A 20,757-nucleotide genomic window follows, 5' to 3' on the forward strand; every position below is an offset into this window, starting at 1 on the left:
CGCCAAAACCGCGGCCATTTCCGTCGAATGATGCGCTTGCCCAGGAAATAGCCGAACCGGATTTTATTTTTCCCGGCTGCGTAATTTCCTGTGCAGCCGTACGAGCCGTTTTTCCGTTTCCAAACGGTGCTTTTTCCATTTGGCTGAACCAAAAGCGCTAAACCGCTCGAATATGCCAAGCGCCTTTTCGGCGTAGCCAGCAGCCAATTGGTAGTTCTTTTCCGTGTGTTCAAACAGTTTCGCCAGTTCAATGCACGCTTCCGCCCCCATGGCACCTGGCGCTTTTTCCGCCACTTCGGCCCACAGCCGTTCTGCTTTTTTGTATTCTTTCCGTTTTTTGAACTGGAAAGCGAGGCGGTGTTTAGCGGCCAGATCATCACCGGCCGCCGCCTGTTCAAAGTTTCGGATGGCAGCATCATCTTCGCCGATAGATTCAAACCATTTTCCGACAAGCCGTTTTTCCTTTGCCGTTTGCCCGGGGTCCGCCTGCAAAATTTGAAAAGTCAGATGCGTGTACAATGCAATTAAAGATAAAATGTCCAGTTCATTATGCTTTAAAACACCGAACAGGCCTTCAGGATTTTTGCGTTCGACGAAATCAAAATAAATCATCGGCGCCAAATGCCCGGGGATGTCCCCCGCCCGTTCAAATCCTAAAATTTCCCGTTCGACATTTACAAGTTTGACCGATTCGAGTTCATCCTTCCAAAGCCTTTTTGCCGCATGGTACAAATCAAAATGGCCGAACTCAGGGAGACGCGGCACATGGTCACGGATAAGCGTGTGCCGCGTTTTTACCTGCGGCCAGTCGAAAGCTTTTCCGTTATATGTGACAAGCGTTGTGTAATCGATATTTTCCAAAAAACTGTAGTAAAGCGGTACTTCAAGCCCCGGTTCCGGAAGAACATGCTGCTTTAAAACGACCCCTTCTTCCGTAAAAGACGCATACCCGAGCAGAAAAATCGTATTGCCCGCTCCGCCGCCGAGCCCGGTTGTTTCGGTGTCGAAGAAAAACAAATCGTACGGGCTGTACCCTTTGGCGGATAAGGGATGCCGGACGGGGCTCCTATTCCACAGCTTTACCGCCTTGAGATAATCTTGGAACTTATATTTGCCGTGCTGCGTTTCAAGCGGATAACGAACGGTCCGGATCAGGCAGTAATCGCCATCCAAAAAGTACGGGGAAGCCAGTCCCTTTTCCCACATATCAAGGTAAGGGATTTTCTCCACCTGCTGCTTCCCGTCTGTCACGGGAGGCGCCGGATTGTCCCTTACAATATGGCTTTTCATCCGGTTTAATTTGTCTTTTAGTGACGGCATGATGCACGTCCCCCGCTTTCTAGCGCATGCAGCCAATAATCCAAAAGCTTTATGGCTGCACCTTTCGCATCGCCTGCTGAAGTTTCCGCCCCGATGCAGGATGGGCAGCCGTCTTCGCACGGGCAGCTTGATACCATCGATTTTGCCGCTTCAAGGATTTCATGCGCGCCGGCGTATATTTTTTCGCTCAGCCCGATGCCCCCCGGATACCGGTCATAGAAAAAGATCGTCGGCTTTTCGTCATGGACCGCTTTTACCTGTGGCACCGCCTGGAGATCATGCAGGTCGCACATGGCAAAAAGCGGTGCAATCGACTGGAGCGCGTGTGCCGCGCCAATAAGCGCGCTTTCCAGCTGTTCTTTCGGCATCACGTTTTCGTCCAAGGAGAACCAGACCGCATTTGTATGCAGTTCCATTTCAGGCAGGTGGATCGGTCCCGAGCCGATGTTTTCATGCGTATTGAATTTAATCTTTTTGAAAATCGTCGGCATCGCACGCACCATTACGTCGCCGTAGCCGATTTTTGCCCCCTGCAGATCGCAAGCCTTGTCTTCTTCCAGCACCCGCAGTTCCACGGCAAGATTGGCGTCCGTGTAATAATCGACAGCTACTTCACGGACAAACGCCTTTTTCTCTTCCCAGTCGAGTTTTTCCACCTGGTATTGCACCGCCTGATGAAGGTAAATGGCTTCTTCATGCAGCAATGTCATTGCGCTGAACTGGTCCATCTCCCCGATCACCCGTACGTCCGGCGCGCTTGTGATATCAATAATGACGACATTTTCCTGCGAAGCGGAGCGCAGGCTGATGTTTTGGGAGGGAAATGCGTCGTTCATCCAGTACCAAGCATCACCGCGCCGGTGGAGGATCCTTTCATCTGTTAAAAATTCAAGCACATCTTCAATTTCCACACCGCCGAACGTTTCGCCTTTTTTAAACGGCAGCTCGTATGCTGCACACTTAACATGGTCCACTAAAATGACAAGATTATCCGGATTGATGCGCGCAGTTTCAGGGGAACGGTTAAAAAAGAACTCCGGATGGCGGACGATATACTGGTCGAGCGGGTTCGACCCTGCCACCATGATAACGAGCGATTCCCCCTGCCGCCTCCCCGCGCGTCCGGCCTGCTGCCAGGCGCTTGCAATCGTGCCGGGATAACCGGTCATGATGCACACCTGCAGCTGCCCGATATCGACCCCAAGCTCGAGGGCGTTCGTGCTGACGATCCCGTAAATGTCGCCGTTCCTTAAGCCTTGTTCGATTTTGCGGCGCTCGGTCGGCAAGTACCCCCCGCGGTACCCCATGATCGATTTGTCCCCGAGCTCATGTTTCACCGTTTCATGCAGATATTTTAAAATGATTTCCACCTTGACCCGGCTTCTTGCAAACACGATCGTCTGGATTTTGTTTTTTAAAAGTTCACTTGCAATATTCCGGACTTCAATGGTCGCGCTTCTCCGGATATTGAGCGGCTTGTTTACGAGCGGCGGGTTGTAAAAAAGAAAATGCTTTGTCCCGCTCGGCGCGCCGTTTTTGTCAATCAGTTCCATTTTTTTGCCGGTGAGGTTTTCCGCCAGCTCTTTCGGGTTTTGGATCGTGGCAGATGTACAAATGAAAATGGGATTACTCCCGTAATAGCGGCATATCCTTTTTAATCTCCGTAGCACGTTGGCAACATGGCTGCCGAACACACCTCGGTATATATGTAGTTCATCGATGACGACAAACCGTAAATTTTCAAAAAAAGATACCCATTTTGTGTGGTGCGGCAAAATGGCGGAGTGCAGCATATCCGGATTGGTGATGACAATATGGCCGGCTTTGCGCACCCGCTGCCGGATACTGCTTGGGGTGTCACCGTCATATGTATAACTGTTCACCGCAACGCCCGCTTCTCCAATGATTTCGTTCATTTCGCTTTTCTGGTCCTGTGCGAGTGCTTTTGTCGGAAACATATAAAGCGCTCGCGCATTCGGGTTTTGAATCACCGTCTGCAGAACAGGCAGATTGTAGCAAAGCGTTTTGCCCGATGCCGTCGGGGTAACGGCCACAAAGTCTTTGCCCGACATCGCAAGGTTGAACGCCTCAACCTGATGTGAATACAGCGCTTTTATCCCCCTGTTTTCCAAAGCGGACCGGACGCGCGGTTCCACGTTTTCCGGAAAAGGCGCCGTTACGGCCGGTTTCCCCTCTATCGTATGCCAGTGGACAATCCGTTCCCGGAAAGTACGGTCCATCCGCAGCTGCTCCAATATATCCTGCAATTTCTTTTTTCTGAACAATATTCCTCACCCCGTTCTTCCATTATAGCGAATAAACGTTCGTTTATAAAGAGTGTATTTCACTTTTTTCGCCGCATTTTCATATAGTAAGGTAAAAAGTTTTTGCCCTTTGATAAAAAGGGCGAGGGACAGCACGAAACTTTATCCAGAAAGGAGCATCCGCATGTCCAATTTATCCGGCCCAAATGAAAAAAATCCTTTTTATGAGCTGATGCACGCCATGGATCATTTTTTCCAGGAAAAACCGGTCAAGCATTTTTTGCAGAGCATCGACGAATTTTTTTCTTCCCCGTTTCCGTTTGATGCTTTTCCGGTACGCATGGAAGAGGAAGAAGACATGTACTTGATTACGGCCAAACTGCCCGGATACAAAAAAGACCAGATTGAAATCGATATTTTCCAGCAATTTATCACTATTTCCGTTAAGCATGACGAAACAGAAACAAGCGTTGATGAAGAAAAGCAGTCTTATGTAAAGAAAAGCGAAGTTCGGCGGCTGTCCCGGACGGTTTCACTGCCGCATCCGATTGACGGCGAGCAGGTGAAAGCAAAGTACGATAACGGCTTGCTTACGATCCGGGTGCCGAAAGGAAAGAAGAAAAGACTGCTGATCGAATAGGGCTGCATTCTAGGCAGCCCTCATTTTTTTATCATTCAGTTCATGGCCGCGCCATCCGCTTTGCTAACGGGCATCTGGCGGCAGGCTGTGAATAAAGCCTTTGAATAAGCAAAAAGAGCCTGGAAGCCTATTTTTTAAACAGGCCCCCGAGCCCCTTTACCATCGATGATACCTGGTTTACAGCATTCATCATCTGCCCGGCGGTATTGACCATTTTATTAAAATCGATGGAGCCGTCCTGCGACTTAAAAGAATTTAAAAACGACCCTCCAATATGCGGAGGCTTTTGCGGAAAATTGTGTTTCGGGTAAGGATGCATATAACTGTTTCCGCCCTGCTGACCGTTTTTCTGCTGCTGATTCGGCTGCAGCGGATTTTCGAACAAATGCATGCCGTCATCATGCCCGAAATTTTGTTGGATTTGCCCGTGTAAAGGCCCTGCCGCTTGATTATATCCCCCTCCAAACGGGCCATAATGGTACGGATAAAGCGGATAGCCGTAAACATGTTGCTGCGGCTGGTACGGTAAAAGCGGGTAGTGCGGCATGAGGCCGGGCATTTGCGCCGGATAAGTATGATTCCCCATCACAGGGCGTCTGAAATGAGGTTCATGAAAAACGCGCATCGCCATCTCCTCCTGCATGCTCCTCATGATTAATGTATGAAGGGCGCAGAAAATGGTGATATGTCCAAGAAAAGCGGAGGGCGTTTGCTTATCGGCGTATGAACTTCACAGCCCCCGAACTGAGATAAAGGAAACGCATCGAGTTCCATAGAGCGAGCCGATGTTGACTTTCAAAAGAAGTGGGATTGAAGTTCACTAGCCGAAAATACCTGCAGCTGACAATTGAAAAGCGGAGGAGCCTTTCCCAGGGGCGAATGGATTTTGAGAAAAGCCAAGCTTTACGCCCGTTCCAGTTCTTCCTGGAGCCTTGCCAATATATATTTAACCGACTGGAAATGGTCCAACACCATTTTTCGGCTTGATGACGGATAAAAGGCGCGCACGGAAACCATCTGCAAGTTTTCGGCCGTATGTTCAAGCTGTAAGACAAACAGATGTTTCGGCCTGTTTTCGGCCACCCATACCTTTGCAAGCGGCAACCATTCATCAATTACCTCTTTCAGGCGATCGCAAAAAGGTTTGACTTCGCTGAAAAAATCTTTTTCCTCCCCGGTTTCCTTGACCTCATGGTAAATATTTGAAAGCTGTTCCGTATATTCGATCAATTGCCTGTTTAAATCTATGAGATGCCTGAGTTCCATCTGCCTACCCCCATATTGGCCATCAGCAGTGCTCTGTTTATGCCTGTGACAGCGGAATACCCTGCAGCAGAGCCTGCCTGGTAAAACCTTTTTCTTTTATTTTAGGAAGTCTTCTTCTTTTCATCAATCCTGTACGATTGCGCAAGGGCAATCTTCCTGAATTCCTCCTCCCTTTTTTCGAGATTATCCAATTTCATTTTAACTTTTGTATAGAGGTACCATTGCTGTACGGACAATTTCTCCATTTCTATTTCCATTTTCTTTTGGATTCCAGATCTGATCATTTCCAATGCAATTTCCATCTCATCCAGTCCTTCCAAAAACTCTGCTTTTGAAAGCATTCGTTTTCCCCCTTTTCGCCCGGAACACACCGGAATTTTTTGCTTAATTTTTCATTCTTGTTCCGGCTATGAAGTCCCTTCATACTTGACAAAACTAGAAGCAATTCGGCAAAGAAAATGGCTTTCTCCGATTTTTGCGTTGCTTTTCGACAGCATGCATGCAAAAAGAGGTTTTGCAAACAATAAAAACGGCCGGAAAAACCGGTTTAATCTCGAGGGAGGTGCTCTTGCCATGAAAACGAATGACAATAAAGCGCAGCAGCAAAAAAAGGCGCAGGAACAAAAAGGGTCTACGGTAAGCGGAAACCCGAAATTAAACGGCCCTGACCGCCCTTCCACCTGATCAAAGCAAAAAGCAAGGAGTTTTTCCTTGCTTTTTGCTCGTCGAAACTTATTTTCACCACCTTTTCAACTGTTCCGCCATTGCGCTGAACTGCCTGATCCGTTTCCGTTTACGGAAGTACCAGTTGGTGATGTCTAACGGGTGTTCAAGTTCCCCAGGTAAAAACCACTCTTTCTGCAGCTTTTTTCCCTTACTCCAGTCCCGCTTTTCCTTCCAGTCGTGCCGGACAACGGGGAAAATCGCCCGGAGCGCTGGTGCATCTTGCGTCAGCCCGAAAAGGCATTCATAATCATAGCGCGATCCGGTGTGGGGAATATTTAAAGCAAACCGGAAAAAACGGGTATATATATCCGGATGGAAGAGGATACCTGCAAGCCGTTTCCCGAGAGCAATCCTTTTTCCCGTATTGTTGAAATGCACGACCGAATCCCCGTACAGCCTCCCCTCAAGCGTTGGAAACACGACACAGTTCAAATGGAAAAGATCCTGCAGCCGGTACCATATGGATGAAAAAACGCGGCGCCGGTAATAAGGATGCCCGACAACCGGATGCTGGATAAGGTTTTGTTCATTTATGATGAGCGCATTTAAAAGCCTTTCCTGATTCCGGTATTGGAAAAAATGCGCCCATTCGGTTACCATAAAACGAGACGTTTGGAATGCCGGGAGAATCTCAAGCAACCCGGGATCGTACAACGTGGCATAACGGTAAACCAACAATTGCGGATAGGCGTCATGGAAAATCATCCAATTGGCCCGTTCGTAAGTCGAAAAAAGCTGTTTGCGGGCCTGCTCCGGAATCATGGCGGAGAGCACGCCCCCAAGGTCGCACATATTCCAGCCTGCATTCCTTGACACCATGGAAGCCAGAAAGGCCCACTTGATTTCCGGATGCCGGCGGTAAAATTGAAAATAAGCGTCCGTCCTTGTAATATTATCCTGATTCAGTTTTGATGTTTCCGCCCGGATCCTTTTCACCCATTGGCCCGGGTCCAAACGGTTTTTCGGCATGTCTTCCGCCTGCCTTTACATTTTACTTTATGCGGTGGGATTTGCCACACACAATTACCTCCGCGCTTCGGTAGGCTGGGAATGGCGCTTCCTTTTTGTATCTTTCGCGCAATTTCGCTTGGATCAGCAGTAAATCATTTTGCTTATCCGACCGTTTGATTTTTTAATACATATTTCCTGTCTGTTCTGCTATGATATAATTTAGCTTATGAGGTGAAAGAACATGGAATTGCGTTACCCGAACGGAAAAGTGTATAAAGAAAACCCCGGAACTTACAACACACAGGAAAAACAGAAAAATATTTTGTATGGCAACCGGGGCATGACATTGGAAGATGATCTTAACGAAACCAATGCATATTATTTGCAGGAAGGCATCGCCGTTATTCATAAAAAGCCGACCCCGATCCAAATTGTCCAGGTCGATTACCAATCGCGGAGCACCGCGGTCATCAAAGAAGCGTATTTTAAGCAGCCGTCCACGACTGACTACAACGGGGTATGCTGCGGCAAATATATAGACTTTGAAGCGAAGGAAACGCAAAACCATACTTCTTTTCCGCTTCATAACTTCCATAAGCATCAAATCAGCCACATGAAGCAGGTTGTGGCACAAGGCGGAATCTGCTTTGTCATTCTCCGTTTTGCGAAAGAGGAAGAAATTTTTTTGCTCGAATCCCGCCATTTATTTTTTTACTGGGATAGAATGCTTGCCGGAGGGAGAAAATCGATAAAAAAAGAAGAAATCGAAGCAACCGGGTACCCGATTCCGGTCGGATACAGGCCAAGAATTGATTATATCGCCATTTTAAAAAAATTGTATAATTTTTAAAACCAATAAGCCCGGCCGGCGTAAAGCCGCGTCCGGCACCGAATATGTACTTGTAATCTAAATCGGCTTTTCAGGTTTAGAAGAAAGGAATGCTAAGCATGGCAGAAAAATACCAAACCCGCGAAGAACGCCGGAAACAAATGCAGGCAAATAAACATAAAAACAAAAAGAAAGGGAAACCGAGAAACAAAGTTTTAACGTTTATCAAACGGCTGGTTCTTGTCTGTTTCCTTCTGGGGCTTGTCGGGCTGCTTGCAGGTGGCATTACGTTTGCGTACTATGCAAGCACTGCCCCGAAATTGACAAAAAAACAACTGACCGATCCGGTCCCATCGGTTATAAAAGACAAGAATAACAAAACTGTTGCGGTTTTAGGTTCTCAAAACCGGAAGTATCTTGATTACGACCATCTTCCGAAACTTGCGGAAAACGCAATCCTGTCAACGGAAGATGCGCGCTTTTACCAGCATCACGGTGTTGACCCTATCCGCATTGCCGGAGCCGTCGTCGCAAACTTCAAAAACGGTTTCGGCTCACAAGGCGCAAGTACATTGACACAGCAGGTTGTTTCCATGGCCCTTAATAACAAAAACGAAAAAACGATAAAAAGGAAAGCCCAGGAAGCATGGCTCGCGATCCAGCTTGAAAGAAAATATACAAAGCATGAGATTCTCGAAATGTATATCAACAAAGTGTATATGTCGGACGGCATTTTCGGCTTTGAAACGGCTGCTGAACATTATTATGGCAAAAGCTTAAGCAAATTATCACTTCCGGAAATAGCCGTCCTTGCAGGAATGCCACAAAGCCCGAATAATTACAACCCGTTTGACCATCCGGATCTGGCGAAAAAAAGGCGGGATATTGTCCTTTTCCTCATGTATCAACACGGAAAAATCACAAAAAAACAGATGAAACAGGCACAGGCAACACCGATTAAGACAGGCCTTGTGAGTGAAAAAGACAGGAGCTCGAATGCGAATAAATACCCTGCTTTTATGGATGAAGTGATTGAGGAAGTCCAGAAACTTGGAAATTACAATGTTTATTCGGACGGGTTAACGATTTACACCACTTTAGATCCGAATGCGCAAAAATATACGGAGAAAATCTTAAATTCAAATTCCGTCATCAACTATCCGGACAATAAACTTCAGGCCGGCATTGCGCTGGTTGATACAGAAACCGGTGAAATTCGCGCACTCGGCGGCGGGCGCAATATGAAAGTGGAGCGTGGCTTCAACTATGCGGTGGACACGAAACGCTCTCCGGGGTCCACGATTAAGCCGATTTTGGATTACGGTCCTGCAATCGAATATTTAAAATGGTCGACCGCCCACCAGCTCAATGACGTGAAAACCACATATAGCGACGGCACGCCGATCAATGACTGGGACAACAAATTTTTGGGCGCAATGTCCATGAGAAAGGCGCTTTATTTATCCCGGAATATCCCTGCTTTTGAAACATATAAGGAAGTCGGCGGGGAAAACGCGCTAAAATTTTCCAAAAAACTCGGCTTTAACTTCGGAAAAAACGCCCTGAACGAGTCCGCCTCTATCGGCGGGGGCCTGCAGGTTTCACCGTTGCAGATGGCCGCTGCATATGCGGCTTTTGGGAATGAAGGGATTTACAACCAGCCGCATGCGGTTAGAAAAATTGTTTTGCGGGACGGCGTAACAGAAATTAAGCCGCATTACCAAGCGAAAATTGCCATGAGCGACTATACCGCTTATATGATTACAGATATGCTGAAAGATGTGCTGACAAAAGGCACGGGTATCACCGCAAATATCCCGGGGCTTCATGCCGCAGGTAAGACAGGTACGACAAACTTCAGTGATGAGGACTTGGCAAAATACGGAATATTAAGTTCCTCTGTCCAGGATGCCTGGTTTACCGGTTATACTACGAGATATTCACTGTCGGTATGGACCGGCTACGAAAGCGAAAACGGCAAGAAATACGGCATTACAAGACCATACCAAACGATTGCCCAGCAAATCTACCGCCATTTAATGAGCTATGTTTCAGAGGGCAAGACAACGCCTGACTTTACAATGCCGAAGAGCGTGGTGAGAATTGGAAGCGAATTGTATATCCGCGGGCATGTGGATACAGCAATCGATAAAAAATCCGTAAAACTGGATTCGCCGTTAAATGTCCAGGCCTCATACGACGCTAACGGCAATAAAATTGTTGTGACATGGGATTATGCGGATTCGGGCGCAACCTTTAAAGTTGCCGGGTCGGTTAATGGCAATGCACAATCCTTTGGCACGACAACAAGCAAGTCGCTGACCATTTCCAATCCGGAACCGGGCGCAACCTATACTATTAATGTCACCGCCACTTTAAACGGCGTGACAAGCAAAGCGGCATCGGCAAGCGTAACAGTGCCGGGCAACAATTCCGATACGCAGGCCGGAAACGAAAATGGCCAGTCAAAGGGTTCTTCTTCGAATAACAGCTCGAACAGCTCAAACACAGACCAAAATTCAAACAATAACAACGGGTCAGGATCCGATAACGGCACAAGCAGTGATAATACGAACGGCAATGGAAGCAGTTCAAGCAACGGTTCAAGCAGCAGTGATTATGACAACAGTTCAGAAAACAACAATAACGGAAATGGCAATAATAGTAGCACCAATAGTGGATCCAGTTCAGAGAACGGTTCAAATAACGGCACTGAAGCGAACGGAGATAGTTCGAACAACAACTCAAAAGGCAATTCGGGTAAAAGCCCAAAAACAAACAAAAACGTAATAAAAAACGGCGGTAGCGAATAAAAAGCAAAAAAAGCATGGAGACCCACAGTCTCCATGCTTTTTTTGCTTTTATTTTTGCCATTTTACCTTCGCCTGTTTTCCCGCCCAATGTTTATGCTGCTCATCGATCAGTTCGGACAACTGGCAAAAAGAGGGGTAGGATCCCGGCCGGTTTAAAATAAAGCAGAGCCGTTCCCCGATATTGACCGGGACCGTTTCAAGACGCCCAAGCTCTTTATCCAGCCCCTTGAGCACAACAGGTTTCCGGTTGCTCCAAAATAAAATAGAAATAAAAACGGCAATGCCCTCAAGCATGCCCGTTTTTGTATGCTTCTCCCTCTGGCGGAACTGGCCTTCCAACATGCTTTTGACCCCTTTCCAATATTCCAGATATTGAGGAATGTACCGTTTTCCGTCCTGCCAAGGCGTTTCCGCATTTTGGGGCACAGAAGCATATATCAATTCATACGGGAAAAAGCCGCGATTTTCCAGGCTGTCCGCTCCGGGATCGATTTGCTGTTTTCTGCCGCTAAAAAATAAAGGGTGCATTAAACATTCCGGAACCGTGATTTCCAATTTCACCCCTCCCTTTTTTTCATACGTTTTTTTCCTTCCCTGCATAAATCCAAAAGTGGGCAGATTTCACACTGCGGATTTTGCGCTTTACAGTGGTAACGGCCGAAGAAAATCATCCGGTGGTGCGTGACCGACCATTCTTCTTTTGGCACTTTTTTCATCAGTGTTTGTTCGACTTCAAGCACACTATCTTTGTACCGGCAGAAACCGAGCCGTTTGCTTACCCTTTCCACATGGGTATCCACGGCAATCGCCGGTATGCCGAACGCAACGGACAAGACGACATTCGCCGTCTTTCTCCCTACACCGGGAAGCTTCATTAGTTCTTCGCGGGTTTTCGGCACTTCCCTGTTAAATTCTTCGATCAGCATTCGGCACATCTTTTGGATATTTTTTGCCTTGTTGCGGAAGAGGCCGATCGACCGGATATCGTGCTGCAGTTCTTCTAAAGGAACAGCGAGGTAATCTTCCGGCACCATATATTTTTGGAATAAGATTTTTGTTACTTTATTGACGAGCGCATCCGTACACTGCGCGGATAAAGTGACAGCAATGAGCAGTTCAAAAGGGTTGGAATGGTTTAACTCGCAGTGGGCATCCGGAAACATCCTCCCCATTTCATCTAAACAATATCGGATTTGTTGTTTTGTCAGCATGATCATAACTCCTAAAGCAATTAAGTTAACATAATAAAATTATTGTAAACTTATTTATTCAACCATCGGTAAACCCGGCGGGAACATTCTCCTGGGGCTTGGCAAAGCGCTTCCGCCTTTCTTTATTGTCCAGCTGCCGCGTTATCGGCTATCGGATTTTCCGGCCTCTTCCCTGAGATAAGCGGGCATCGGCTCCTTCGCCTTGTTTCCTTTATCACCAGCCTGAGGCCAAATCAAATCCGTACGCGATGAATAAACATCCTCCGCTTTTTTTCATTGCTCGAGCCAGTTATAAAACGGAACTGGATTTGATGTTTTCGGTTTTTCAGCGGCCGGTTTGGATGGTTTACGAAAATTTCTCGCATATTCGCGCGCTTCTTCCACAGTAAGGATACGATTCTTTTTCCATTCAAACAGGATGCGGTCTATGTAGCGGAAATTCAATTTGCCGGAGATGACAGCTTCACGGAGGGCGGCTTTAATCAATTCGGGGGACTGTCCGTCCTGGTCGATCCACATTGCCAATGTTTCGCATTCCAGCGGGGAAAGCGGCCTGCCGAACTCCTGTTCAAACGTTGTGTATAAATCGGTTTCTTCGTTTAAGCTTTTTTCGAGTTCATCCTGTTTTTTCTCATAGACAAATTCATCCGCCAACTTGGCCCATAATGGCTTAATGGAATATTTTTCATAAAGGATACCGCCCTCGCCATGCCCTTCTTCAATGGATAAAAACTGATGCTGGATCAGCCGCCGCAAGATGGATACACACATGCTTTCCGGAATCGTCATCCGGTTTGCCAAATCTTCGGGCGTCGGGAATGAATTTCCTTCTTTTAAAAAAGAATAAACTTGCAGCAAAAGCACAAGTTCCGTTTCATCCAGGCCGAGCTGTTTATATTTTTTCAACAAAAGCTGGGGGACCGACAAAACCCCTTCTTCCCACCAAGCCAGTAAAATCTCTTTATCCATATTGGACACCTCATGTATAAGTATAGCAGTTTAAAGGCCGCAAAGGAATGGAAAAACCATTCCGGTTGCTGCGCTAAAAGAGAAAAACGGCTGCACAAAAAAACTGCAGCCGTTTTTCCATATTAAGGATAGATACGGTTCAAAAGCCTTGGGAACGGAATTGTTTCGCGCACGTGATCGACACCTGCAATCCAGGCAACCGTCCGTTCCAGCCCGAGCCCGAAACCCGAATGCGGGACGGAACCGTACTTTCTTAAATCGAGGTACCACTTATAAGCATCTTCGGAAAGGTTAAATTCCTTGATCCGCTTGAGCAGCAAATCGTAATCATTGATACGTTCGCTGCCGCCGATAATTTCCCCGTACCCTTCCGGCGCGATCAAATCCGCGCACAACACGGTTTCCGGCCGGTTAGGATCCGGTTGCATATAAAACGGTTTAATCGCCGTAGGGTAATGAGTAATAAATACAGGCTTGTCAAAGCTTTCGGCAATCGCCGTTTCATGCGGCGCTCCGAAATCTTCGCCCCACTGGATATCATCGAACCCTTTTTCGTGGAGCAACTGAATGGCATCATCATAAGTGATCCGCGGGAAAGGCACTGTTACTTTTTCTAGCATAGATGTATCGCGCTCAAGCCGTTTGAGTTCCAAGCCGCAGTTCTTCATAACAGACTGGACGATATGGGAAACGTACTGTTCCTGTACTTTCAGGCTGTCTTCATGTTCATAAAACGCCATCTCCGGCTCTATCATCCAAAACTCGATCAAATGGCGGCGCGTTTTCGATTTTTCGGCACGGAACGTCGGGCCGAACGAAAAGACTTTCCCGAACGCCATTGCCGCAGCTTCCATATAGAGCTGGCCGCTTTGGGAAAGATAGGCGTCTTCATCAAAATATTTTGTGTGGAACAGTTCCGTTGTCCCTTCCGGCGCGCTCCCCGTCAAAATCGGCGGATCGATTTTCGTAAACCCATTCTCATTGAAAAATTCGTAAGTCGCCCGGATGATTTCATTCCGGATTTTCATGACTGCATGCTGGCGGCGCGAACGGAGCCACAAATGCCTGTGGTCCATCAAAAACTCGGTTCCGTGTTCTTTTGGCGTAATCGGGTAATCAACGGCTTCATGGATGACCTGGATGCCGGATACCTGCAATTCATAGCCAAAAGGGGAACGGGCGTCTTCCCGGACCGTACCTGTTACATAAAAAGACGTTTCCTGACTCATTGATTTTGCCGTATGGAATATGTCTTCTTCCACTTCGTTTTTCACAACGACCCCCTGGATAAAACCTGTCCCGTCGCGCAGCTGCAGAAAGACGATTTTTCCGCTCGAACGCTTATTGTTCAGCCAAACGCCGATCGTCACCTCCTCCCCAATATGATGGTGTACTTCTGCAATTGTGATTTTCACGGTATTTCCCTCCAAAAAAGAAAAAACATTCGTTCCTTTTTCCGGCCTGTTCAACATATGTAACGGAATCCATTATACTAAAACGGGCCGGAAAAAGGAAACAGGTTAAAAAAATCAAGATTTTTTATGCGTTTCAATGAAGTTTGCAATCCGTTTCAGCGCTTCCTGCAAATTTTCTAATGAAGTCGCATACGAAAGGCGGATATTGTCTTCCGCACCGAAACCGGAACCCGGCACGACCGCGACGCGTGCTTCTTCAAGCAAAGCGGCGGCAAAGGCGTCAACCGTGTCGTATCCTGTCATTTTTGCGGCTTTTTTCACATTCGGGAATAAGTAGAAAGCACCCTGTGGTTTAATGCATGTCACCCCGTCAATTTGTACGAGCTGGTCGAAAACCGCATTTAACCGCGATTCGAACGCCTGCCGCATTTCCTCAACCGGCGCCTGATCACCCGTATAAGCCGCCAATGCCCCATACTGGGAAGGCGTTGTCGGATTGGAAGTGGAATGGCTGGCGAGATCAGTCATCTCTTTAATGATTTCCGCATTTCCGGCCGCATAGCCGATCCGCCATCCTGTCATCGAATGGGATTTCGAGACGCCATTAATGATCACGGTTTGCGCTTTTAGTTCAGGTGATATTTCGGCAATCGACACATGTTTACTGCCACCGTACACCAACTTTTCATAAATTTCATCGGAAATTATTAAAATTCCGTGCTCAAGGCAGACATCACCAAGTTTTTCCAGTTCTTCCCGTGTATAAATCATGCCGGTCGGATTACTCGGTGAATTCAAAATAAACGCTTTTGTGCGCGGCGTAATCGCTTCTTTTAACTGCTCCGGGGTGATTTTAAATTCGTTTTCTTCTTTCCCGTCCACAAAGACCGGTTTGCCTTCCGCAAGTTTCACCTGTTCCGGGTAGCTGACCCAGTACGGTGCCGGGATGATCACTTCATCGCCTTCGTTTAATAGGACTTGGAACAGCGTATAAAGCGCGTGCTTTGCCCCGCTCGTAATGATGATTTCATTCGGTTTAAAGACAAGCCCCTGGTCTTTTTGGAACTTTTCGATGACAGCCTGCTTGAGTGGAGCCATCCCGCCGGCCGGGGTGTATTTCGTCTGACCGTCCAACATCGATTGGTAAGCGGCTTCGATGATTTCCTTCGGGGTATTAAAATCCGGTTCACCTGCGCCAAGGCCGATGACATCGATACCTTCCGCTTTCATTGCTTTCGCTTTTGCCGTAATCGCCAATGTCGACGATGGTGTTAATGCACTGACCCGTGTTGCCAATTCCATTCCATTCATCTCTCCAATCTTGTCAATGGGATTTTTTTAAGAAAGGAACCTCATAATAACTAAGGTTGTTTCCTTTTATATAAGCAACTTCCCAAATGGGAACTTGGCTGTCCATGCCGAGGCGCACGGATAAAATTTTATCCGGCTGTTTGTTTTGCCTTACCTGATTGACTGCATCCTGTTTTGATATCCCGCTATTCCAGTTTAACACTACAATGCGTTTCGGATGTTTTTCGGGGATCCAAACTGCCTTTTTGGCGCCGCCTTTTCCTTTCCCGACGACAACATAATAGGTGGCATTCCCGTTATAAAGGTAAAATTGGTCGACTGACCGGATGCCAGCTTCCGTTTTTGCAAGCGACTGCGCTTTTTTGTAAGCATCGTTATACGGTTTCCTTGCCCCCCAATAGGTTTGCGCCGCGAATCCCACGATGACGGCAATAAATATGCCGATAATGATCAATGCTTTTTTCATCCATAACCCTCATTTTCCAATCTTACGTACGGTAAATCGTAAATTTCGCCATGCTTGGGTCTTCCGTGTCCAACGCAAGCCCAAACATCAAATTTTCATGCTTTAATACCCTGTTTAGCACATCAACGATTTTATACAGGTCCGGCTGATGCTTGATTTTCACGCTTGAAAGCACTTCAATTTTGCCTTCCATCGAGACCACCCTTTATAAGCAGATATTGTAACTCATATCACGCCCCGCACAGGCTATAATATGATCACTGAATCATTTCCTTCATCATTATAGCAGCAAAAAATGAATGAAAAAATGATGAATTCAATAATTTTTTCTGGTCCACCTTTTTTGTGCTGCTTTTCGGCAGCGCAATTTTTTTACAGCCAATTTTCAATCGTATCGAGCGTTTCATTAAGCGTCTGGTGCTTGATCCTGACTGGCGGAAGCGATTTTGTAAAGGCCGGCCCGTACGTCGTCGTTTCAATCCTTCTGTCGAGGACGAGAAAAATCCCGCGGTCCGTTTTTGTCCGGATCAGCCTGCCGAACCCCTGCTTAAACCTTAATACCGCTTCCGGCAAAGAATAGGCGGAAAACGGATTTTTCCCCTGGGCCCGTAAATAATCGCATTTCGCTTCCGTAACCGGCTCGTCCGGCGGCAAAAACGGCAGGCGAACCATCACAAGGCATGAAAGGTCATCGCCCGGAATATCCACCCCTTCCCAAAAGCTGCTTAAGCCGAACAAGATCGCTTTATCAAATTTTTGGAAGGTCTTCGTCATTCTCGACCGGCTTCCGCTCGAGATCCCCTGCGCAATGAGCATATAATCTTCAAGCATACCGCTATCTTTCATGAGCTGGTACACCTTTTTCAGCAAATCGAACGATGTAAATAAAATCATCATCCGCCCTTTTGTCGCTTCGGAAACGGCAAGCAAATATCCGGCTGTTTTTTCTGCGAAGTCATCAAGCCGGACAGTTGAAATATCCGGCAGATCACTCGGGATGATGAACTGCACCTTTTTGTCATACCGGAACGGCGAAGGGATGCGGACCGTTTTTGCCGTTTTTGCCGAGAGTCCGACTTCCTGGAGAAAATACTGGAAACTACCGTTTACGGTCAATGTCGCCGAAGTCAGGACGACACTCTTCTTTTTGGCAAAAAGCTTATTCCGCAATATTTCCCCGGCATAGACCGGCTGGCAATGGATAACAAGACTGTTCGGGAGCGCGCGCAAATCCCCTTCAAGCCATACGACATCACTTCTTCCCCCGTTCTCGTTCTGCCCGATGAAAATCGCCATATTGTCCCTTAATGCATCCCAGTCTGCCAAAAAGCTGTACATTTCTTCGATAAAAGCCTGTTCCTCTTCCGTAAGGCTTTTTCCCGCAAGCAGCTGTTCAAGCCTTTCTGTTACGGCCTGCGAAATGTCTTTTAAAGAAGCCCGGATGCGTTCCGTACAATGCAAAACGGCCTGCCATGATTTTTGTTTCCAGTTTTCTTTTTTGATCCTTAATTTAATCTTATGATAACCGGACGTATCTTTTTTATGGCGCATGACTTTCCGGGCTAGCATCCCGAACAGGTCATCGATTTCGGCATCAAGCGCCTTTAAGAGTGATTGGGCTTCGAACGTGTGCGTCCTGCCATGGAGCCCGTATTTCTCCATCAGCTGCTCCAGCTCATAGAACAACTGTTTTTGTTCATAGAGGCCGATCCTGCTCACCATATATTTCATTTGGTTATAATCCGCGCGTTTCCCCATCATTTCCCGTGCGGCTTGTTCCAGATGGTGTGCTTCATCCACAATCACGTATTGGAACACGTCAAAAACGGACCGGTCCCTGCCCAGCTCCCCGCACAGCATCGCATGGTTCGTGACCGCAATGTCGGCTTGTTCCGCGCAAGCTTTGGCATGGAGATAAAAGTCACGCGTTTTCCACGGGTCCTTTTTATCGGTATGCCAGCCGTCCTGCTTGATCCGCCGCCAATATTTTTTCCCGCCGCCCGATAAGTTCAGCTCGTCGACATCCCCGCTTTCTGTATCGGTCAACCAAACCAAAATCTGCATTTTTGCCAGCACCGAATCATACTGGTGATCCTGCTCTTTTAACGACTGCTCAAACTTGAATAAATGCAGGTAATGGCTCCTTCCCTTTAGCAAAACCGTCCGGAGCGGGACATTCAGGATGCGCTCGAGCAATTTGATTTCCTTGTTTAAAAGCTGGTGTTCAAGCGCTACCGTATACGTGCTAATTAAAACGGGCTTCTGTGAGGCGACTGCTTGGTAAGCGGCCGGCAGCAGGTAAGCCAAAGATTTGCCGACGCCCGTTCCCGCTTCCACCGCGACATGGCGGCCGGAAGATAAAGCATCCTGAACATGGTCCATCATGTCAAATTGGGCGGGGCGCATTTCAAAGCCGCTGCCGGCACCTTGGAATAATTTTTCTTTTTCACCAACTGTTGCCGGGTAACTTCCGATAACACGCGGGCCGGAAGCGGGCGGCACGATTTTTTTCCGCCTCAAGGCAATGCCGCGGAATACTTCCAATTCAGGCGGGAGATCATCCGCATGTCTGCGCTTCTCCTCAAGAATTTCCTGAAAAAGGTAGGCAAGGTCGCTTTTTAAGGAATAAGAAAGAGGGGCGAGTTTTTCAAGCGTTACAAGCGGTAGGGATGCACATCTTTCAATGCAGGCAAGAAAAAGTTTAGCCGTAACTAACGCGTCGCTGTCTGCCCTGTGCGGCCTTTCATGGGAAAGGGACAAAGCCTCCGCCAAGTCGGCCAATTTATAGCTTTCCAAAGTCGGGAAGGCGATTCTGGAAAATTCGACCGTATCCATGTTGAATCCGCGGAACGGCGGTAATCCGGCTTCTTTTAATTCCTGCTGCAAAAATGGCAGGTCGAAAAGCACATTATGGGCGACAAAAATACTGTTTTCAAGCATTTTCATAATGCGCGGGGCGATTTCCAAAAAAAGCGGCGCATCTTCCAGCATGTGGTCCTCAATGCCCGTCAATTCCCCGATAAAGGCGGGAACCGGCTGTCCCGGGTTGACAAAGCTGGTGAACTGCTCCTTAATTTCCCGGCCTTCAATCACAACGGCGGAAAATTGGATGATGCGGTCGCCTTTCTTTGCTGAATTTCCTGTTGTTTCAATATCTACGACTACATAGCGCTGTAACATACCATCACCTGATATAAAATTTTGCCCCGTATCTTTCATATTGTATTATTTTAACATAAAAACGAAGATTCGCCATATAGGATCGCGCAAAATGGAAAACCGCACCTGCAAGCAAGTGCGGTTTTCGTTTTATATTACGGTCGAAGCCGGTTCTTCCGACAGCATTTTTTCAATCCGGTTATTGGCGTCAAGCAAGGCGATTTTCGGGCGGTGGTATTTCATTTCTTCTTCCGTCATCAAGGCATAAGAGATAATGATCACGATATCCCCGACCTGGGCAAGCCTGGCTGCCGCCCCGTTTAAGCAGATAACCCCGCTCCCCCTTTTTCCCGGGATAATATAGGTTTCAAAACGAGCCCCGTTATTGTTGTTTACGATTTGCACTTTTTCATTTGCCGCCATACCGGCCGCATCCAAAAGATCTTCATCAATCGTAATGCTGCCAACATAGTTTAAATTCGCTTCCGTCACGGTTGCGCGGTGTATTTTCCCGTTCATCATCGTCCGGAACAAAACAATCCCTCCAAAATCTGCGTGATGTTATATTTCGAAAATGATGTTGTCAATAAGGCGCGCTTTTTCAAATTGGACAGCTATGGCCAGGATAGAGCGCCCTCTTAATTCAGCGACCGGCTGCAGTTCAGGGTAGGAATACAGTTCGACATAATCGATTTTTCCATTTGTATGGGTTTTAAGATGCTGCTTGGCGATCGAAATGATTTTTTCGGGATTCCTTTCCCCCTCTTCGACCGCTTTGTTTGCAATTTGCAAACTTTTATACAGTTCAGGCGCCTCTTTCCGTTCCGCTTCCGACAAATAAACGTTCCGTGAGCTTTTCGCGAGACCGTCCTTCTCACGGACAATGCCAACCGGCACAATTTCAACCGGAAAATCATAATCACGCACCAAACCTTCAACAACCGCGACCTGCTGGGCATCTTTCAACCCGAAATAAGCGCGGTCAGGCTGGATGAGATGAAAAAGCTTTGTGAGTACTGCCGCCACCCCGTCAAAATGGCCGGGGCGTTTCCGGCCGCAGAGGACATCGGTACGCTTGGTGACCTTCATTTGCACCGATAAAGGGTGCGGGTACATTTCTTCCGACGTTGGGATGAACAAAACGTCCACCCCTGCCGTTTCTGCTTTTTTCCGGTCCCCTTCTGCATCGCGCGGATACCGCTCGAAATCTTCGTTCGGCCCGAACTGGAGCGGATTGACGAAAATGCTCATAAACACAAAATCGTTTTCTTTCCTTGCCCTTTCCGCAAGTGCCAGGTGCCCTTCATGGAGAAATCCCATTGTCGGGACAAAACCGATGGATTTCCCTTCTTTTTTTAGTTTTGTTGCAATCGCCTGTATTTCCTTTCTTGTTGTGACGACTTTCATCCCCGCAGCT

Annotated in this window: 20 protein-coding genes; 4 read left to right on the top strand and 16 right to left on the bottom strand. The window is 47.4% G+C overall.

What is annotated here, in order from left to right; translation table 11 throughout:
- Positions 1–63: 63 nt before the first annotated feature.
- The gene (locus GBH70_RS08990; RefSeq protein WP_151680724.1) at positions 64–1,320 is read right to left on the bottom strand and encodes a ribonuclease H-like domain-containing protein; all 1,257 of its coding nucleotides are present in this window, start codon (positions 1,318–1,320) and stop codon (positions 64–66) included.
- Complete coding sequence (locus GBH70_RS08995) at positions 1,308–3,560, bottom strand: DEAD/DEAH box helicase (protein ID WP_216643731.1); 2,253 nt, start codon at positions 3,558–3,560, stop codon at positions 1,308–1,310. Before GBH70_RS08995 ends, GBH70_RS08990 begins: the two co-directional genes overlap by 13 nt.
- A gap of 208 nt (positions 3,561–3,768) precedes the next feature.
- Between GBH70_RS08995 and GBH70_RS09000 the strand changes: the two genes are divergently transcribed.
- Positions 3,769–4,224, top strand: coding sequence for an Hsp20/alpha crystallin family protein (locus GBH70_RS09000; RefSeq protein ID WP_151680726.1), 456 nt, complete (start codon positions 3,769–3,771; stop codon positions 4,222–4,224).
- A 127-nt stretch (positions 4,225–4,351) separates the two neighbouring features.
- Here GBH70_RS09000 and GBH70_RS09005 read toward each other — a convergent pair whose 3' ends face one another.
- The 3 genes from GBH70_RS09005 to GBH70_RS09015 all read right to left on the bottom strand — a co-directional run bounded on the left by GBH70_RS09005 (position 4,352) and on the right by GBH70_RS09015 (position 5,831).
- On the bottom strand, positions 4,352–4,849 hold the full coding sequence (locus GBH70_RS09005) for a YppG family protein (protein ID WP_151680727.1): 498 nt from the start codon (positions 4,847–4,849) through the stop codon (positions 4,352–4,354).
- A gap of 278 nt (positions 4,850–5,127) precedes the next feature.
- Entirely contained in the window at positions 5,128–5,490 is a 363-nt protein-coding gene (locus GBH70_RS09010) for a YppE family protein (RefSeq protein WP_151680728.1), read from the bottom strand.
- 101 nt (positions 5,491–5,591) lie between these two features.
- Entirely contained in the window at positions 5,592–5,831 is a 240-nt protein-coding gene (locus GBH70_RS09015) for a hypothetical protein (protein WP_151680729.1), read from the bottom strand.
- A gap of 85 nt (positions 5,832–5,916) precedes the next feature.
- On the opposite strand from GBH70_RS09015, the gene GBH70_RS09020 reads away from it, so the two are divergent.
- Positions 5,917–6,174: a hypothetical protein gene (locus GBH70_RS09020; protein ID WP_151680730.1), complete on the top strand. Its 258-nt coding sequence runs from the start codon at positions 5,917–5,919 to the stop codon at positions 6,172–6,174.
- 54 nt (positions 6,175–6,228) lie between these two features.
- On the opposite strand, the gene GBH70_RS09025 is transcribed toward GBH70_RS09020, so the two are convergent.
- A complete protein-coding gene (locus GBH70_RS09025) occupies positions 6,229–7,185 on the bottom strand; it encodes a DUF2515 family protein (RefSeq protein WP_151680731.1) in 957 nt (318 codons plus the stop codon).
- 223 nt (positions 7,186–7,408) lie between these two features.
- Between GBH70_RS09025 and recU the strand changes: the two genes are divergently transcribed.
- Both recU and GBH70_RS09035 read left to right on the top strand, forming a co-directional pair.
- Positions 7,409–8,017 (top strand): Holliday junction resolvase RecU, encoded by a 609-nt coding sequence (gene recU, locus GBH70_RS09030; RefSeq protein WP_151680732.1) that lies wholly within the window; start codon positions 7,409–7,411, stop codon positions 8,015–8,017.
- Between the two features lie 98 nt (positions 8,018–8,115).
- A complete protein-coding gene (locus GBH70_RS09035; RefSeq protein WP_151680733.1) occupies positions 8,116–10,809 on the top strand; it encodes a PBP1A family penicillin-binding protein in 2,694 nt (897 codons plus the stop codon).
- Between the two features lie 48 nt (positions 10,810–10,857).
- Here the strand turns inward: GBH70_RS09035 and GBH70_RS09040 are convergent, their stop codons facing one another.
- From GBH70_RS09040 to panC, 10 genes are all read right to left on the bottom strand, one after another.
- Positions 10,858–11,364 (bottom strand): YpoC family protein, encoded by a 507-nt coding sequence (locus GBH70_RS09040; RefSeq protein ID WP_151680734.1) that lies wholly within the window; start codon positions 11,362–11,364, stop codon positions 10,858–10,860.
- Positions 11,365–11,366: 2 nt separating this feature from the next.
- Entirely contained in the window at positions 11,367–12,020 is a 654-nt protein-coding gene (gene nth, locus GBH70_RS09045) for an endonuclease III (RefSeq protein ID WP_151680735.1), read from the bottom strand.
- 273 nt (positions 12,021–12,293) lie between these two features.
- A complete protein-coding gene (locus tag GBH70_RS09050) occupies positions 12,294–12,989 on the bottom strand; it encodes a DnaD domain-containing protein (protein WP_151680736.1) in 696 nt (231 codons plus the stop codon).
- A gap of 122 nt (positions 12,990–13,111) precedes the next feature.
- Complete coding sequence (asnS, locus tag GBH70_RS09055; protein ID WP_151680737.1) at positions 13,112–14,404, bottom strand: asparagine--tRNA ligase; 1,293 nt, start codon at positions 14,402–14,404, stop codon at positions 13,112–13,114.
- A 114-nt stretch (positions 14,405–14,518) separates the two neighbouring features.
- The gene (locus tag GBH70_RS09060; protein WP_151680738.1) at positions 14,519–15,706 is read right to left on the bottom strand and encodes a pyridoxal phosphate-dependent aminotransferase; all 1,188 of its coding nucleotides are present in this window, start codon (positions 15,704–15,706) and stop codon (positions 14,519–14,521) included.
- Positions 15,707–15,728: 22 nt separating this feature from the next.
- Entirely contained in the window at positions 15,729–16,181 is a 453-nt protein-coding gene (locus GBH70_RS09065) for a cell wall elongation regulator TseB-like domain-containing protein (RefSeq protein ID WP_151680739.1), read from the bottom strand.
- Positions 16,182–16,203: 22 nt separating this feature from the next.
- The gene (locus tag GBH70_RS09070) at positions 16,204–16,374 is read right to left on the bottom strand and encodes a YpmA family protein (RefSeq protein WP_151680740.1); all 171 of its coding nucleotides are present in this window, start codon (positions 16,372–16,374) and stop codon (positions 16,204–16,206) included.
- A 179-nt stretch (positions 16,375–16,553) separates the two neighbouring features.
- Positions 16,554–19,361 carry an ATP-dependent DNA helicase DinG gene (gene dinG / locus GBH70_RS09075; RefSeq protein WP_151680741.1) on the bottom strand — a complete coding sequence of 936 codons (2,808 nt, stop codon included), beginning with the start codon at positions 19,359–19,361 and terminating at the stop codon, positions 16,554–16,556.
- 129 nt (positions 19,362–19,490) lie between these two features.
- A complete protein-coding gene (panD, locus tag GBH70_RS09080) occupies positions 19,491–19,874 on the bottom strand; it encodes an aspartate 1-decarboxylase (protein ID WP_151680742.1) in 384 nt (127 codons plus the stop codon).
- A gap of 27 nt (positions 19,875–19,901) precedes the next feature.
- Positions 19,902–20,747 carry a pantoate--beta-alanine ligase gene (gene panC, locus GBH70_RS09085; RefSeq protein ID WP_151680752.1) on the bottom strand — a complete coding sequence of 282 codons (846 nt, stop codon included), beginning with the start codon at positions 20,745–20,747 and terminating at the stop codon, positions 19,902–19,904.
- Between the last annotated feature and the right edge of the window lie 10 nt (positions 20,748–20,757).

It is taken from the genome of Weizmannia acidilactici (assembly GCF_008974225.1).
Classification (GTDB): Bacteria; Bacillota; Bacilli; order Bacillales; family Bacillaceae_C; genus Weizmannia; species Weizmannia acidilactici.